Raw genomic sequence first — 15080 nt, 5'->3', positions numbered from 1 at the left:
GTAATCTTGATTCGAATTTAAGCGATTAAACCGGACAGCGACTGCCAAAGAATACTCGCGCCAATCAGGCTGAATACCACGCCACATAAGCCATCGATGTATACCGTTGCTTCGCTAAGTTTCTTCTGTAGAGCCTTAGTCGAAAGCATCCACGCCAGTAGTGAAAACCAAAACAGAGACAGACCAAACAAGATAATAAGCGCAAAGCCTTTACCTGATAGAGACATGTCGGCAGGCACTAAGCTCGACATCAAGCTAATAAAGAACACCAAAGCTTTTGGGTTGAGAATATTGGTCGCAAACCCTTTCGAAAATGCCTGACGCTTGTTGGTCAGAATCAGATCTTTGGCATTGACGGTATCGTCGTCATCGTCGTGGTTCTGAATGATTTGCCAGGTTGCTTTAAGTGCACCGTAGCCTAAGTACAGCAAGTAGCTACCGCCAGCCAACTGGATAATGGCAAATAGGGTTGGTTGCTGGTGGACTAGGTAACTGATTCCCGTCAGGCTGAGCAACGAATGCAGTAAGATCCCGCAAGATAAACCAAGCGCAATGTACAAGCCTGTTTGTCTGCCGTGGCGTGTCGCATTTTGCACGACTAACGCAAAGTCAGGGCCGGGGCTCATCAAAGCGATGAAATGGATAGAGGCGAGGGTGATCAGTATGGTGACTTCGTTCATGTCAGTTCTCAATAACGTTGCCGCTATTATTAAATAAGTAATCGTATTGAGCGTAGCTTACCGCGATTTGAAATCGAGCAATTGTAAATTATCAACACTTAGTTGATTTGTGAGGGTGGTACGCCGAATGTGGTTTTGAATGCCTTGGAGAAGTGTGCTTGATCATAGAAGCCTACTTGGTGCGCGACTTTAGTACCACAGATCCCAGATTTAATCAGGCGCATGCTCTGTTCCATACGTAAACGGCTCAGCCACGCGTAAGGGGTGATGCCCATTCTGTTCTTAAAGTGGCGTTGGAATTGAGTTGTGGTTAAGCCGCACAGCTCAGACAGTTGTTCTAATCGCACTGGCTGGTCCAAATTCGCCATCAAATAGTCTTTGAGTGTATTAATCGATTGATTACCCAGTTTGATGTCACTCTTCGATCCAAATTTTGCATACCGATCGACAATCGTTGAGAACCCCTCGAATGGTAAGCAATCTTGAGCGAGTTGGCTGATGCTTTGATTGATTAACAGGCCGTGTAAGTTGCGTAATTGTAAAAACGCAGCTTGATCGGAGAGGATCAACTCAGAAAAGCCTAATGTGTGACCATTTTGCTTGGGATCGGCAAGATCTTGAAACCATTGAGGAGAAACTGCAAACACACTGACTTGATAACCTGAATCGAGTTTGGAGTGCCCATCATGCAGCTCATCAGGTGGCATGATAACAACTTGGCCTGCACCGACATGGTGGCTCGTCCCTTTGTAGGCGAACTTTTGCTGCCCTTGGGTAATTAAGCCGATGTGAAAGTCCAAATGATAGTGGCGTTGAAAGGCAAACTCTTGGTATTGAGCTTGGATCAGGCTGATATCTTCTGTTGGGGTAGAGTAGTAGTGGACTTTATCCATGGTACAAAAAAGCTTGGTCAAATAGTCATCAATTCAACCAAGCTTATCTGCGTATTAAGGGATTGTCTTGTAAAAAACGATCAGTATCACTGTTTAGCGCGTTTGTTCTTCTTGTTGTTACGCAGGCCATCAAAGCTGAAAATAACCAGTGCTCCCCATATGAAAGCAAAGGTAATCGCTTTATCTGAGGTAAAGGCTTCACCGTAAATCAGAACCGCCAGTAAGAACATCAAACTTGGACCGATGTACTGGAAGAAACCGAGTGTCGATAGCTTCAAGCGAGTTGCAGCACCAGTAAAACACAGTAATGGAACCGTGGTGATCACACCGGCAGCAACCAATAACAGGTTGAGTTGCATCGGGTTCATCGATAAGTTTGAGGTCGGGCTATCGGCAATAAACAGTAAGTAGGTTGCGGCGAGAGGCAGCATCACCAGAGTTTCAATGAACAGACCCGTTTGCGCTTCTAAGCTGACTTTCTTACGCAGCAAGCCATAAAAACCAAAGCTAAAGGCTAGGGCAATGGCGACGATCGGTACTGAGCCGAAGGCAATCAATTGGATTAATACGCCAATCGCAGCAAGAGCTACAGCAAACCATTGCAGCTTACGTAAGCGCTCACCGAGGAAGAGCATTCCGAGCAATACGTTAATCAGCGGGTTGATGTAATACCCCAAACTGGCATCGAGCATGTGATTGGAGTTCACCGCCCAGATAAAGATCAGCCAATTTGCACCCACCAAAATAGACGTCGCTACCAAATAGAGCATTTTTGGTTTTGAGGTCAGGGTGTCACGAACTTTACGCCAGCTGCGGCCAATGTGTAGTAAGAAAGCGAGTAGGAAAAAGGACCATACTACACGGTGGCTGAGGATCTCTAACGGGGAAACGTCACTTAAAGATTTGAAATATATAGGGGCGATACCCCACATTGTGTAAGCGCCGACGGCAAGCAAAACTCCTTGGCGCGTACGTTGTTGTTCTTCCTGTGTCATGCATCTTTCTCTAGCACTGAGTGCTTATTAATAAGATTTATAAGAGAGTTGGTCAGTATAGGAGCGATAACCCTTTTCACCTAACAATTTGCGGTTTAATTCGCCAGCGTTCCCCTCTACAATGTGCGACTTGCTTGCCGAAGATGCTTGCTGATTTCATACCTCGATTAGGAACCACAATGACCGCCACTCTGATTGCTGAGCAAATACCAACTCCCGCGAATGATGCGCAAACCATCTTGCAAGATGTGTTCGGCTATCAAAGCTTTCGCGATGGTCAGCAAGAGGTCATTGATTTGGCCGTTGAAGGCAAAGACAGCTTGGTGATTATGCCAACCGGTGGTGGTAAATCTCTGTGTTACCAAATTCCGGCTTTGGTTCGTGAAGGGCTGACTCTGGTTATCTCACCGCTGATCTCGTTGATGAAAGACCAAGTCGACCAATTGAAGGCCAATGGTGTTGCCGCTGAGTGTATTAACTCTTCAATGCCACGTGACCAATTGCTGAATGTGTTCAATCGTATGAACTCAGGTCAGCTGAAAATGGTGTATGTGTCACCAGAGCGTGTGTTGATGCGTGATTTTATCGAGCGTCTTCAAGGTTTACCGCTTTCGATGATTGCAGTCGATGAAGCGCACTGTATCTCTCAATGGGGTCACGACTTCCGCCCTGAATACGCATCATTAGGTCAGCTTAAACAGTATTTCCCGCATGTGCCTTACATGGCGCTCACAGCAACCGCTGATGATGCGACGCGCAAAGATATTATCTCGCGCTTACAGCTCCTGGACCCGCATACTTACTTAGGCAGCTTTGATCGCCCTAATATTCGCTACAACTTGGTTGAGAAGCACAAACCCGTGTCACAGGTGGTTCGCTACCTAGAAACACAAAAGGGCAATTGCGGCATCATCTACTGTGGTAGCCGTAAGAAAGTGGAGATGGTGACCGAGAAGCTGTGCAATAACGGTATTCGCGCCGCGGGTTATCACGCTGGTATGGACACCGATGAGCGTGCTTACGTTCAAGAAGCCTTTCAACGCGATGATATTCAGATCGTGGTCGCGACTGTGGCTTTCGGTATGGGCATCAACAAACCCAACGTACGTTTCGTGGTGCACTTTGATATTCCACGTAATATCGAGTCTTACTATCAAGAGACAGGCCGTGCAGGTCGTGATGGTTTGCCTGCTGAAGCGATGATGTTGTTTGACCCGGCTGATATGGGTTGGCTGCGTCGTATGCTAGATGAGAAAGAAGAAGGCCCACAGAAACAAGTTGAGATGCACAAGCTGAATGCGATGAGTGCCTTTGCTGAAGCGCAAACGTGTCGTCGTCAGGTTCTGCTTAACTATTTTGGCGAATATCGCGAGAAGCAATGTGGCAACTGCGATATCTGCTTAGATCCACCAAAACACTTTGACGCGACCCAAGAAGCACAGAAGGCGTTGTCTTGTGTGTACCGTGTGAATCAGTCATTTGGTATGGGCTACGTGGTCGAAGTAATGCGAGGCATGCAGAACATCCGTGTCCGCGATAATGGTCACGATAAGCTATCTACCTACGGTATTGGCCGCGATCACAGTCATGATTACTGGATCAGTATCTTCCGTCAGCTGATTCATAAAGGCTTGCTGTTCCAGAACATCACTCGTAACTCAACTTTACAGCTAACAGAAGAAGCCCGCCCGCTGCTGCGCGGTGAGATGTCTTTGGAATTGGCTGTTCCTCGTTTAGATACAGCGGTGCGTAATGCTAAGTCCGATAAGTTAAGCAGCAAGAATTACGATAAGAAGCTGTTTGCGAAACTGCGTAAGCTGCGTAAGTCGATTGCTGATGAAGATGGCTTGCCACCATATGTGGTATTCAGTGACGCGACCTTGATTGATATGGCTGAAATACTACCTACTTCATACGGAGAAATGCTGGCAGTCAACGGTGTCGGTCAACGTAAACTCGATAAGTACGCAGACCCATTCCTAGATCTGATTCAAGAACACATCACCACACACGGCTAGTTTGCGAGAAACGTCTAACTAATAGAAAAAGAATAAGGTTGATAGGGACATGACAACACAAACAGAATTTGGCTTAAGAGAGTATTTAGCTGAGGAAGGGCGTTTATTGATTACGTCTCCAAGTTTTGATTTTGATTCTTATGAAGTGCTAGGTGAAAAGCTGGTGGCGTTGTTGTCAGCGTCAGTTGTTGAAAAGCAATGGGACGCCGATATGCATTCTTGGTTGATTGATTTTGAAGATTGCCGAATGTTCTTAAAGTCCGAACATTACAGTGAATCAATTTGGTTTGAGTCGTTAAACGCTGAAGAAAGCCGAGAAGAGTTTGATTATCTCGCGACGCTTTTCAAGCGCGGTTTTTAACTTTTGGCATCTCTTCTAAAACACAGCTTCTAGAGCTATTCACCAATAAAAGTGAGAATAAACGTTTGCGTTTGTTCTCACCGTTGCAGCCAATATTGATTAATGTATAATCGCCCGCCGCTCAGCAGAGCAATTTTTAGATACATTTTTTAATTCACATTATTGGTAAGAGCTTTCTTGGATTATTCGAAGAAATGACTCGATTTGGGTTCCCTCACCCCCAAACCAAACTAAAAAGGTACAGCATGAGTAACTTTACCCCTGCGCAACAGCGCAAAGCCTTAGCACTATTAGTTTTGTTCCATTTGGTGATTATTGCGTCAAGCAACTATCTGGTTCAGCTACCTTTTACCGTCTTCGGTATGCACACCACTTGGGGTGCTTTCACTTTCCCGTTTATCTTCCTAGCGACCGATCTGACCGTACGCATTTTTGGCGCGCAGCTTGCCCGTAAAATCATTTTCTTAGTGATGCTACCAGCTCTGGCCGTTTCTTATTTCTTGTCAGTGGTGTTCTTTGAAGGTTCATTCCAAGGCTTTAGCCAACTAGGTGAGTTCAACTTGTTTGTTGCACGTATCGCCGCGGCGAGCTTCATGGCTTATTTACTGGGTCAGATCTTGGATGTACATGTTTTTAACCGCCTACGTCAGCTTAAACAGTGGTGGGTAGCCCCAACATGCTCAACGTTATTCGGTAATGCCATTGATACCATCGCATTCTTTGCGATTGCTTTCTACCAAAGCCCAGATCCATTTATGGCCGAGCATTGGACTGAGATTGCCTTAGTCGATTACGGATTCAAACTTATCATCAGCTTAGGCTTGTTCGTGCCTATGTACGGCGTGCTTCTTAACTACATTGTTAGAAAGCTAACCGCAGTGAACCCTGACTTTAAAGCGACAGGCGTGAACGCTTAAGTTTGAGATTTGTAACACAAAGCATTAATGCAGCGATAAGAAAAAGCCCAAGTTAGTCTACTAACTTGGGCTTTTTTTAATTTCTAGCGTCAGATACTAATATCAGAGGCATTTAATATTCAATGGCCAGCCAATATCGGTTTGTCTATTCGACTCGATCTCTAGCTCTGCAGCGGTCAGCGGATTGTCAGCTAACCATTGCTTAGAAAGCGTTAGGGTTAGATTGTTGTCATTCGTCGTCAGTTTGAACTCAGGCTCTAGCGCTGGGTTACGACGGTGAGTTAACAAAATAGCCAAACGCAGAATACGTAAAATACGCTTGCTGCTGGTGCCTGAGATAGCGTGTTGCTCTGGTAATGAGGTTAACTGTTCACGGTAGCGACGAGTTAACTCACCCAAGTAGTGCTTTTGCGCTCGAGTAAAGCCAGGTAGGTCTAAGTTTTGCAGCAGATAAGCGCTGTGCTCACCGCCTTTTTTGAAATCGATGGTTAAACCAATCTCGTGAAGCTTAGCTGCCGTTTGCAATAGCACACCAGCTTGAGGTTCTGAAACCCACGCTTCGGCGCCCGCTTGGTCTAGCAGCGTTTGTGCGACTACAGCAACTTGTTCACCGTAGCTTACGTCCATTTGGTAGCGTGATTGAACACTCTTAATGGTACGCGCTCGGATATCTTCTTGGCGAAGCTCATCAACCATCTCGTAGGCTAGGCCTTCACGGAGTGCGCCGCCTGCGAGTGTCATTGAATCTATTTCAAGCAACTCAAAAATAGCAATAAGAATGGAAAGGCCACTCGGGAACACTAATGCGCGTTCAAGGGTAAGTCCTTCGATTTCTAGCTCTTCCAAGCGCTCAGTAATCATCGCTTGTTTCTGTAGACGCTTAAGTTTGGCATGAGTAATCACTTCATCCATGCCTTGCGCCAACATGATCTCTTGCAGTGCTTGAACGGTACCGCTGGCGCCCACACACACATCCCATCCGATATCAGTGTAGCTATCTAGGATAGGAGTCAACGTCGACTTCGCCGCTTCAATGGCGTTGTTAAAGTTGGTAGCGGTTAATTGGCGGTTTTTAAAGTGGCGCTCAAGCCAAGTAACACAGCCCATCTTTAGGCTGGTTAGTGCTTTCGCTGAGAAGCCTTCACCAATGATCATCTCGGTGCTTGCGCCACCAATATCAACAACCAGTCGGCGGCCGCTGCCACCAGAAGTGTGTGCTACGCCTTTATAGATAGTCGCAGCTTCTTCTTCTCCGGAGATAACATTGATGTCGTAACCAAGGATCTGGTTCGCTTTCTCTAGAAATATATCCACATTGATAGCAGTACGTAGGGTCGCTGTACCGACAATGCGGATATTTTCTTTCGGAATATCTTGAAGTCGCTCTGCAAAGAGACTCAAACAGTCCCAACCGCGCTGCATGGCTTCTGTACTAAGCGCATTATTTTCATCTAAGCCTGCAGCTAAACGCACTTTGCGCTTAATTTTAGCCATGGTTTGTACGCTGCCATCGATATGACGCACAACGAGCATATGAAAACTGTTCGACCCGAGGTCGATTGCAGCGTAAAGCGGGGGTGACACTGTTTGACTCATAAGCGACTAAGCTTCCTTGTTATGACGCGGTTGGCGTGGGCGACGGTTCTGGTTTGGTTTACGGTTCCCGTTGCGTGGGCCATTGTTGTTTGAGCGGCGTTGTTGCGGGTTACGTGTACGTAAGCGCAATGGTGCTGGTAGATCTTCTAGCAGTGCAGAAGCATCGTAGTCAGACACAGGGATCGCGTGCTCAATGTATTCTTCGATTGGTGGCAAGTTGATTGCGTAATCTTCACAAGCAAAGCTGATCGAGTGACCACTTGCACCAGCACGACCTGTACGGCCGATACGGTGAACGTAATCTTCACAGTCATCAGGTAGGTCGAAGTTGAATACGTGTGTTACTTGAGGAATGTGTAGACCACGTGCTGCAACGTCGGTTGCGACAAGCAGGTCAACATCACCTTTAGTGAATTGCTCAAGAATCTTTTCACGTTTCTTCTGAGGAACATCGCCAGTTAGCAGGCCAACACGGTGACCATCTGCAGCTAGGTGACCCCAAACAGACTCACATTTGTGCTTAGTGTTAGCGAAGATGATAGCGCGCTCTGGCCACTCTTCTTCAACTAGAGTCTGCAGCAGTGCCATTTTGTGTTCGTTTGATGGGTAGAACAGTTCTTCCTGAATGCGGTGACCTGTTTTACGCTCTGGCTCAACAACAACATGCTCAGGGTTGTGCATGTGTTCGAACGCTAGCTCTTGTACGCGGTAAGACAATGTCGCAGAGAACAGCATGTTCAGGCGATCTTTTGGCTCAGGCATACGGCGGAACAAGAAGCGGATGTCTTTGATGAAACCAAGATCGAACATGCGATCAGCTTCGTCAAGAACAACAGCTTGAATGTGGTTAAGGTTAAATACCTTCTGCTTGTAGAAATCGATGATGCGGCCAGTCGTACCAATTAAGATATCTGCGCCTTCTTCGATTTTACCTAGTTGCTTGTCGTAGCTTTCGCCACCGTAAGCAAGTGCTGCCTTGATACCTGTGCTTTCAACCAGAGAGTCAGCATCGTTGTAGATCTGAATCGCGAGTTCACGCGTTGGTGCCATAATAATCGCACGTGGCTGGTTAGGCTTACGCCCTTCATGCTCAGATGTTTTTAGCAGGTGGTTAAAAGTAGCAGTAAGAAACGCAAGCGTTTTACCAGTACCCGTTTGGGCCTGGCCTGCAATGTCTTGGCCGGTGAGCAGTACCGGGAGCGCCAAGGCTTGGATAGGGGTACAATAATCGAACCCTTTTTTCTCCAATCCTTCAATGACTTGCGGAAGTAAATCCAAGTCGGCGAACTTTTGCTCTGTGATATGCGTCTTTTTCATTGCTATAGAATATCAGCTTAAGCTTGCAATACGAAAGTAAATACATTCCAATAGGGCATCTATTTACTGGTTATCATCCAACCAGTTCTAAAAAATACATTGGAGTGGAAGATGAGTGATAAGATTTTGCAGCTAACTGATGACGGTTTTGATAACGATGTAATCAATGCTGCAGGCCCTGTTCTTGTTGATTTTTGGGCAGAATGGTGTGGTCCATGTAAAATGATTGCGCCGATTCTTGATGAAATCGCAGACGAGTACGAAGGCAAGCTCACAATCGGTAAATTAAATATCGACCAAAATGCTGGTACTCCACCAAAGTTTGGTATTCGCGGTATTCCAACGCTACTTCTTTTCAAAGATGGCGGCGTAGCAGCGACTAAAGTTGGTGCATTATCTAAAACTCAACTTAAAGAGTTCTTAGACGCTAACCTTTAATCAGGTCAGCATTTGAAAAGAAACCGTGCAGTTAACAAATGCGCGGTTTTGTTTTTTCTAAGCTATGGACTAGTCTTAGTTTTAGTGCTAATTTATCGCACGTTAATTGAACGAATTTCTCTTCTTGGTCGATCCTGTGACCAAATCCTTCTTAACTTAAGAAAACAGATCCTATTTTGACTAAACAAACTTCCACCACTATGAATCTTACTGAACTGAAGAACAGACCTGTGTCTGAGCTTGTTAAACTTAGCGAAAGCTTAGGTCTTGAAAATCAAGCTCGCCTAAGAAAACAAGACATTATCTTCTCCATCCTTAAAGCGCATGCAAAAAGTGGTGAAGACATCTTTGGTGATGGTGTTCTAGAAATTCTTCAAGACGGTTTTGGTTTCCTACGTAGCGCCGACAGTTCATACCTGGCTGGCCCAGATGATATCTACGTATCACCAAGCCAAATTCGTCGTTTTAACCTACGTACAGGTGACTCTATTGGCGGTAAAATCCGTCCACCTAAAGACGGTGAGCGTTACTTTGCACTGCTTAAAGTAAACACGGTTAACTACGACAAGCCAGACAACGCACGTAACAAGATTCTTTTCGAAAACCTTACTCCTCTTCACGCTAACGAACGTATGGTGATGGAAGCGGGTAATGGTGCGACTGAAGATATTACGGCTCGTATTCTTGACCTTGCATCTCCAATTGGTAAAGGTCAGCGTGGTCTGATTGTTGCTCCGCCTAAAGCGGGTAAGACAATGCTTCTGCAAAACATTGCTCAAAGCATTGCACGTAACCATCCTGAGTGTGAACTAATGGTTCTACTTATCGATGAGCGTCCAGAAGAAGTAACAGAAATGCAGCGTCTAGTTAAAGGCGAAGTAGTTGCTTCAACATTCGATGAGCCAGCATCTCGCCACGTACAAGTTGCAGAAATGGTTATCGAGAAAGCGAAGCGCCTTGTTGAACACAAGAAAGATGTAGTTATCCTACTGGATTCTATTACTCGTCTAGCTCGTGCTTACAACACTGTGATTCCTTCATCAGGTAAAGTTCTTACTGGTGGTGTTGATGCGAATGCTCTACATCGTCCAAAGCGTTTCTTCGGTGCGGCACGTAACGTAGAAGAAGGCGGTAGCTTAACGATCATCGCAACAGCACTGGTTGATACTGGTTCTAAGATGGATGAAGTTATCTACGAAGAATTCAAAGGTACAGGTAACATGGAACTGCACCTTAACCGTAAGATTGCTGAAAAACGCGTATTCCCAGCGATTGATTTCAACCGCTCTGGTACTCGTCGTGAAGAGCTTCTTACCAAGAACGATGAACTACAGAAGATGTGGATCCTGCGTAAGATTGTTCACCCAATGGGCGAAATCGACGCAATGGAATTCCTTATCGACAAGCTAGCAATGACGAAAACGAACGATGAGTTCTTTGACGCAATGCGTCGTCAGTAATATTGATTAGCTGATCGTATTTAATAAGCGCTGCCCTCGGGTGGCGCTTTTTATTTGCATTTTGTAGCGCCAGCTTGCAGAATGAGCAAAAGTGTTACAAGGACGTTAAAATGCAACATGGACTGTTGTCATCATTACTCCTGTCTACTTCACTGTTATTTTCACCGGTTGGTATGAGCTATGCCACCGAGATGTCTCCACTTACAGTAGAGTCTTGGCTTGAGAATGATCAAGTAAAACTGAAAACTGCTGAACTACTAGAGCTTGTCGTACGTGACGAAGTCAATTCGCTACGCTTTGCGCTTGAGCGCCTGACATTTCCCCAGCAAGAGGTGGCTCGTTACCAACTCTTGAAGAAGCTTGAACAGCAAAAAATCGTACTCACACCCAAGATGTCTATCTTCATCGAGCAGCAACTTGCTATCACGCCCACTTATCAAGTCTTAGAACGTGGCGATGGCTATGAGTTTACGGTACCTGCCTTTAATTACCCTTCAATTGCTAATCGCCTTATTAAACAATGGCGTCAAGATCAGAAGACATTGGTATTTGTGCTAGATGCAGAGAAACAGGAACTCGACCTAAAAGAGTGGTTATCTGGATCTGAACATCAAGTTCAAACGCGAGAAGCGTTGCTCATTAGAGAGCTAGACAGTTTGTCTCCTGAAGCGGTTGATTACCTAACTAAGCAACTCACCGCATCTTCTATTGTTAGTTGGTTACCTTCTACTGAGGTGGTGGTTCGATTAGCGCAAGTGAGCGAAGACCCAGAGGTTTACAAAATTCTATGGCGAATGAAGGCCGATTATCATAGCCAAGCTGAGCTAGTTCGCCTTGCTGAAACCAAACAAACGTTCGCGCTTGAACAGGTGATGGCAGCGACTAAGAACCCGCGTTTGAAAGATGAAGCGATTACTTTGCTTACCAAAGTTAACCCGTTATCAGAAGAGGTGAAGCTGTTCCTTGTCTCTAGGATGGCGATTGCTGATGAAGCACCATTAGTTGCGCGTGAACTCGCCAAACAAGGTCATACGCGATGGTTGCAAGATCTCGTCAATGACAACCCTCAGGTGAAGAGTTCTTTGATCGAGCAAGCATTACCGTAAAGTGGATTTTGCCTCTCAATAACCACACTAAAAAGGGGGACCTCAGCGTCACCCTTTTTGATATACTGAGCGCAGAATAATCAGCATGTAGAAGTCCTATGAGTTTTAAAGATTTACGTGATTTTATCGACCATCTTGAAAGTATTGGTCAGTTGAAACGCATTTCTCACCCAGTCGATCCAGACTACGAAATGACCGAAATTAGCGACCGTACTCTACGTGCTGGTGGCCCGGCTCTTTTGTTTGAAAATCCAGTAGGCTATGACATGCCCGTTTTGACCAATCTATTTGGTACACCTAATCGGGTTGCTATTGGTATGGGACGTCAAGAAGTCAAAGAACTGCGTGAAGTGGGCAAGTTGCTTGCTTACCTAAAAGAACCTGAGCCACCAAAAGGCTTTAAAGACGCTCTTGATAAACTACCTGTGTTTAAGCAAGTCTTAAACATGCCAGCTAAACGCCTTCGCAAAGCGGCTTGCCAACAAGTGGTATGGCAAGGCGATGACGTCGACCTAGATAAAATCCCTGTGATGAGCTGTTGGGCTGATGATGTCGCGCCATTGCTAACATGGGGTTTAACGGTTACTCGTGGTCCAAACAAGAAACGCCAAAACTTAGGTATCTATCGTCAGCAGAAGATCGGCAAGAATAAAATCATCATGCGTTGGTTAGCCCACCGTGGTGGAGCATTGGATCTGCGTGATTGGATGGAAACTAACCCTGGGAAACCATTCCCAGTATCGGTAGCGTTTGGTGCTGATCCTGCCACCATTCTTGGTGCGGTTACGCCAGTGCCGGATAGTTTATCTGAGTACGCGTTTGCAGGCTTACTACGTGGTAGTAAAACTGAGGTCGTTAAATCAATCAGCAACGACTTAGAAGTTCCCGCAAGTGCAGAAATCGTGATGGAAGGTTACATCGACCCGAATGAATTCGCAGATGAAGGGCCTTACGGAGATCATACTGGTTACTACAACGAGAAAGAAAAGCACCATGTGTTTACTATTACTCATGTAACCATGCGCGAGAACCCTATCTATCACAGCACCTATACTGGCCGTCCACCTGATGAGCCAGCGGTATTGGGTGTTGCGCTAAATGAAGTGTTTGTGCCTATTCTTCAAAAGCAGTTCCCAGAGATTGAAGATTTCTATCTACCGCCTGAAGGTTGTTCGTACCGAATGGCAGTCGTGACCATGAAGAAGCAATACCCAGGTCACGCTAAGCGAGTGATGATGGGTGTATGGTCTTTCTTACGCCAATTCATGTACACCAAATTTGTATTGGTGTGTGATGAAGATGTGAATGCACGTGATTGGTCTCAAGTAACCGCAGCGATGTGCGAACATATGGATCCGTCACGCGATAGCCTGATGATAGAGAACACGCCGATCGATTCATTGGATTTTGCCTCACCCGTGGTTGGGTTAGGTTCTAAGATGGGTCTAGATATTACTAAGAAGTGGGACGCAGAGTTAGCGTTATCGCCAGATGTCCAAACAGCACCTGTAAATAGTGAACATATTGAGGGTAGCTTGGCTGAGTTAACCAAGGTTCATCCTGAAATTATTGATGTTCACCTGCAAAACGACAATGCCAGCATGGTTGTGGTGTCTATTGATAAGCAAGCTGCCGGTAATGGTAAGAAAATCATGGAAGCGGTTTGGTCTCAATTTGATGAGAACAAGTTTGTTATCGTGTGTGATGGCGATGTCAATGTGAGTGATTGGAATGACATCATTTGGGCTGTAACGACAAGAATGGATCCGGCGAGAGATACGTTATTCCTGCAGAACGAAACTGGACACTCAAAAATGGGTCTCGATGCGACCAATAAGTGGGAAGGTGAATGCCTGCGTGAGTGGGGTGTACCAATCACAAAAGATCCTGATGTTGTGAAAAAGATTGATAGCATCTGGGAACAGCTAGGAATTTCATGAGCTACCAAGTAGTCTTATACCCAGAAAACATCAGTTTCACAGTAGAAAAAGGGCAAACGGTCTTGGATGCTGCGCTCAACAGCGATATCTATTTCCCAAACCGTTGCCAAGTTGGCGCATGCGCAATGTGTATGTGCAAAAAATTAGAAGGGCAAGTGAGTTACCACCTTGAACCCATGCTCACAGAGAAAGAGCAGCAACAAGGCTGGATTTTTGCTTGCCAAGCATTTGCAGAAAGTAATTTAGTTCTAACCTTTGCCGATTAAGGGTTAGTAAGAGGAAGAACATGACTATTAAATGTAAAGTGAAGTCTATCGAGCCTTTGGCTTGTAATACTTACCAAATCCTACTTCACCCAGAAACACCGGTCGCTTTTAAAGCGGGCCAGTACCTGATGGTTGAAATGGGCGAGAAAGATAAGCGCCCATTCTCTATCGCAAGTAGCCCTTGCCGCCACGAAGGTGAGCTTGAGCTGCACATTGGTGCTGCCGAGCACAACGCTTACGCACTAGAAGTGGTTGAAGCGATGAAGAAGGCACAAGCTGAAGATGGCGATATTGCGATTGATGCTCCACACGGAGATGCTTGGATCAAAGAAGAAAGCGATCGCCCTCTATTACTTATTGCTGGTGGCACGGGTTTCAGCTACGTGCGCTCTATTCTTGATCACTGCATCGCGCAAAATAGCTCGAAAGAGATCTACCTATACTGGGGCGCAAAAGATGAGTGCCAGTTATATGCTAAAGAAGAGTTGGTTGGCATTGCAGAAAAGCATAGCAATGTGCACTTTGTACCGGTAGTAGAAGAAGCACCGGAAGTTTGGCATGGCCAAACAGGTAATGTGCTTGAGGCTATTACGCAAAGTTTCGAATCATTAGCTGATTTCGATATCTATATTGCAGGTCGTTTTGAAATGGCGGGCGCTGCAAGAGACCTATTTACTCAGAATAAAGAAGCAAAGCGTGACCATATGTACGCTGATGCTTACGCATTTATCTAACAATACCCTTAGGTTTTGAGCAAAAAGAGAGCAGAAATGCTCTCTTTTTTACGTTTAGGTGAACTATTAGGCAGTTAACCCCTATTTATTCATTTTTTATGAAAAAGTAGTTGCTAAGCTGAGAGGGTTCCCTATAATGCGACACCACTGAGACGGCAGACGCCACAAGGCTTCAGTAAGAATCAGTAAGACGGAAAGCGACAAAAAATTAATTTTCAAAAAGTGTTTGACACTGAATGTTAATTCGCTAGAATGGCCGTCCACTTCGAGAGTCTCCTTACTTAAAAGGAACGCTCAAGAAGTTAAGCTCTTTAACAATTTAAACCTATCAATCTGTGTGGGCACTCGTTGATGAATAT

General features: G+C 45.5%; 14 protein-coding genes. 9 read left to right on the top strand and 5 right to left on the bottom strand.

What is annotated here, in order from left to right:
- Window positions 1–17 precede the first annotated feature (17 nt).
- The 3 genes from ACED41_RS19100 to rarD all read right to left on the bottom strand — a co-directional run bounded on the left by ACED41_RS19100 (window position 18) and on the right by rarD (window position 2568).
- The gene (locus tag ACED41_RS19100; protein WP_017061328.1) at window positions 18–680 is read right to left on the bottom strand and encodes a LysE family translocator; all 663 of its coding nucleotides are present in this window, start codon (window positions 678–680) and stop codon (window positions 18–20) included.
- A gap of 98 nt (window positions 681–778) precedes the next feature.
- Complete coding sequence (locus ACED41_RS19095) at window positions 779–1573, bottom strand: AraC family transcriptional regulator (RefSeq protein ID WP_065584376.1); 795 nt, start codon at window positions 1571–1573, stop codon at window positions 779–781.
- Window positions 1574–1659: 86 nt separating this feature from the next.
- Entirely contained in the window at window positions 1660–2568 is a 909-nt protein-coding gene (gene rarD, locus ACED41_RS19090; protein ID WP_017061330.1) for an EamA family transporter RarD, read from the bottom strand.
- A 179-nt stretch (window positions 2569–2747) separates the two neighbouring features.
- Between rarD and recQ the strand changes: the two genes are divergently transcribed.
- The 3 genes from recQ to ACED41_RS19075 all read left to right on the top strand — a co-directional run bounded on the left by recQ (window position 2748) and on the right by ACED41_RS19075 (window position 5864).
- Window positions 2748–4586 carry an ATP-dependent DNA helicase RecQ gene (gene recQ / locus ACED41_RS19085; protein WP_017065746.1) on the top strand — a complete coding sequence of 613 codons (1839 nt, stop codon included), beginning with the start codon at window positions 2748–2750 and terminating at the stop codon, window positions 4584–4586.
- Window positions 4587–4635: 49 nt separating this feature from the next.
- Window positions 4636–4947 carry a DUF3630 family protein gene (locus ACED41_RS19080; RefSeq protein ID WP_017061332.1) on the top strand — a complete coding sequence of 104 codons (312 nt, stop codon included), beginning with the start codon at window positions 4636–4638 and terminating at the stop codon, window positions 4945–4947.
- 245 nt (window positions 4948–5192) lie between these two features.
- Window positions 5193–5864, top strand: a complete 672-nt coding sequence (locus ACED41_RS19075) for a 7-cyano-7-deazaguanine/7-aminomethyl-7-deazaguanine transporter (protein WP_017061333.1) — start codon at window positions 5193–5195, stop codon at window positions 5862–5864.
- 102 nt (window positions 5865–5966) lie between these two features.
- Here ACED41_RS19075 and gppA read toward each other — a convergent pair whose 3' ends face one another.
- Window positions 5967–7460: a guanosine-5'-triphosphate,3'-diphosphate diphosphatase gene (gppA, locus tag ACED41_RS19070; protein ID WP_371725469.1), complete on the bottom strand. Its 1494-nt coding sequence runs from the start codon at window positions 7458–7460 to the stop codon at window positions 5967–5969.
- A gap of 6 nt (window positions 7461–7466) precedes the next feature.
- Window positions 7467–8777 (bottom strand): ATP-dependent RNA helicase RhlB, encoded by a 1311-nt coding sequence (gene rhlB / locus ACED41_RS19065; protein ID WP_017062979.1) that lies wholly within the window; start codon window positions 8775–8777, stop codon window positions 7467–7469.
- Window positions 8778–8888: 111 nt separating this feature from the next.
- Between rhlB and trxA the strand changes: the two genes are divergently transcribed.
- The 6 genes from trxA (at window position 8889) to fre (ending at window position 14721) form a co-directional block, all read left to right on the top strand.
- Window positions 8889–9215: a thioredoxin TrxA gene (gene trxA / locus ACED41_RS19060; RefSeq protein WP_010440700.1), complete on the top strand. Its 327-nt coding sequence runs from the start codon at window positions 8889–8891 to the stop codon at window positions 9213–9215.
- Window positions 9216–9415: 200 nt separating this feature from the next.
- Window positions 9416–10675, top strand: a complete 1260-nt coding sequence (rho, locus tag ACED41_RS19055) for a transcription termination factor Rho (RefSeq protein ID WP_017062978.1) — start codon at window positions 9416–9418, stop codon at window positions 10673–10675.
- A 110-nt stretch (window positions 10676–10785) separates the two neighbouring features.
- Window positions 10786–11781 (top strand): hypothetical protein, encoded by a 996-nt coding sequence (locus ACED41_RS19050; RefSeq protein WP_017059249.1) that lies wholly within the window; start codon window positions 10786–10788, stop codon window positions 11779–11781.
- 98 nt (window positions 11782–11879) lie between these two features.
- Window positions 11880–13721 carry a 4-hydroxy-3-polyprenylbenzoate decarboxylase gene (ubiD, locus tag ACED41_RS19045; RefSeq protein ID WP_017059250.1) on the top strand — a complete coding sequence of 614 codons (1842 nt, stop codon included), beginning with the start codon at window positions 11880–11882 and terminating at the stop codon, window positions 13719–13721.
- Window positions 13718–13987 (top strand): 2Fe-2S iron-sulfur cluster-binding protein, encoded by a 270-nt coding sequence (locus tag ACED41_RS19040; protein ID WP_008224727.1) that lies wholly within the window; start codon window positions 13718–13720, stop codon window positions 13985–13987. Before ubiD ends, ACED41_RS19040 begins: the two co-directional genes overlap by 4 nt.
- A gap of 20 nt (window positions 13988–14007) precedes the next feature.
- Complete coding sequence (gene fre, locus ACED41_RS19035) at window positions 14008–14721, top strand: NAD(P)H-flavin reductase (RefSeq protein ID WP_017055264.1); 714 nt, start codon at window positions 14008–14010, stop codon at window positions 14719–14721.
- The last annotated feature ends 359 nt before the right edge of the window (window positions 14722–15080 follow it).

Source organism: Vibrio sp. 1F255, from assembly GCF_041439145.1.
GTDB lineage: Bacteria > Pseudomonadota > Gammaproteobacteria > Enterobacterales > Vibrionaceae > Vibrio > Vibrio crassostreae_C.
This window is presented reverse-complemented; position numbering and strand designations above follow the sequence as displayed.

Excerpts from the sequence above, each read along its gene's own strand:
- gppA (WP_371725469.1), bottom strand. The coding sequence starts at position 7,460 with ATGAGTCAAACAGTGTCACCCCCGCTTTACGCTGCAATCGACCTCGGG.
- rho (WP_017062978.1), top strand. The coding sequence starts at position 9,416 with ATGAATCTTACTGAACTGAAGAACAGACCTGTGTCTGAGCTTGTTAAA.
- rhlB (WP_017062979.1), bottom strand. The coding sequence starts at position 8,777 with ATGAAAAAGACGCATATCACAGAGCAAAAGTTCGCCGACTTGGATTTA.
- ubiD (WP_017059250.1), top strand. The coding sequence starts at position 11,880 with ATGAGTTTTAAAGATTTACGTGATTTTATCGACCATCTTGAAAGTATT.
- ACED41_RS19050 (WP_017059249.1), top strand. The coding sequence starts at position 10,786 with ATGCAACATGGACTGTTGTCATCATTACTCCTGTCTACTTCACTGTTA.
- fre (WP_017055264.1), top strand. The coding sequence starts at position 14,008 with ATGACTATTAAATGTAAAGTGAAGTCTATCGAGCCTTTGGCTTGTAAT.
- ACED41_RS19075 (WP_017061333.1), top strand. The coding sequence starts at position 5,193 with ATGAGTAACTTTACCCCTGCGCAACAGCGCAAAGCCTTAGCACTATTA.
- rarD (WP_017061330.1), bottom strand. The coding sequence starts at position 2,568 with ATGACACAGGAAGAACAACAACGTACGCGCCAAGGAGTTTTGCTTGCC.
- recQ (WP_017065746.1), top strand. The coding sequence starts at position 2,748 with ATGACCGCCACTCTGATTGCTGAGCAAATACCAACTCCCGCGAATGAT.
- ACED41_RS19100 (WP_017061328.1), bottom strand. The coding sequence starts at position 680 with ATGAACGAAGTCACCATACTGATCACCCTCGCCTCTATCCATTTCATC.
- ACED41_RS19080 (WP_017061332.1), top strand. The coding sequence starts at position 4,636 with ATGACAACACAAACAGAATTTGGCTTAAGAGAGTATTTAGCTGAGGAA.
- trxA (WP_010440700.1), top strand. The coding sequence starts at position 8,889 with ATGAGTGATAAGATTTTGCAGCTAACTGATGACGGTTTTGATAACGAT.
- ACED41_RS19095 (WP_065584376.1), bottom strand. The coding sequence starts at position 1,573 with ATGGATAAAGTCCACTACTACTCTACCCCAACAGAAGATATCAGCCTG.
- ACED41_RS19040 (WP_008224727.1), top strand. The coding sequence starts at position 13,718 with ATGAGCTACCAAGTAGTCTTATACCCAGAAAACATCAGTTTCACAGTA.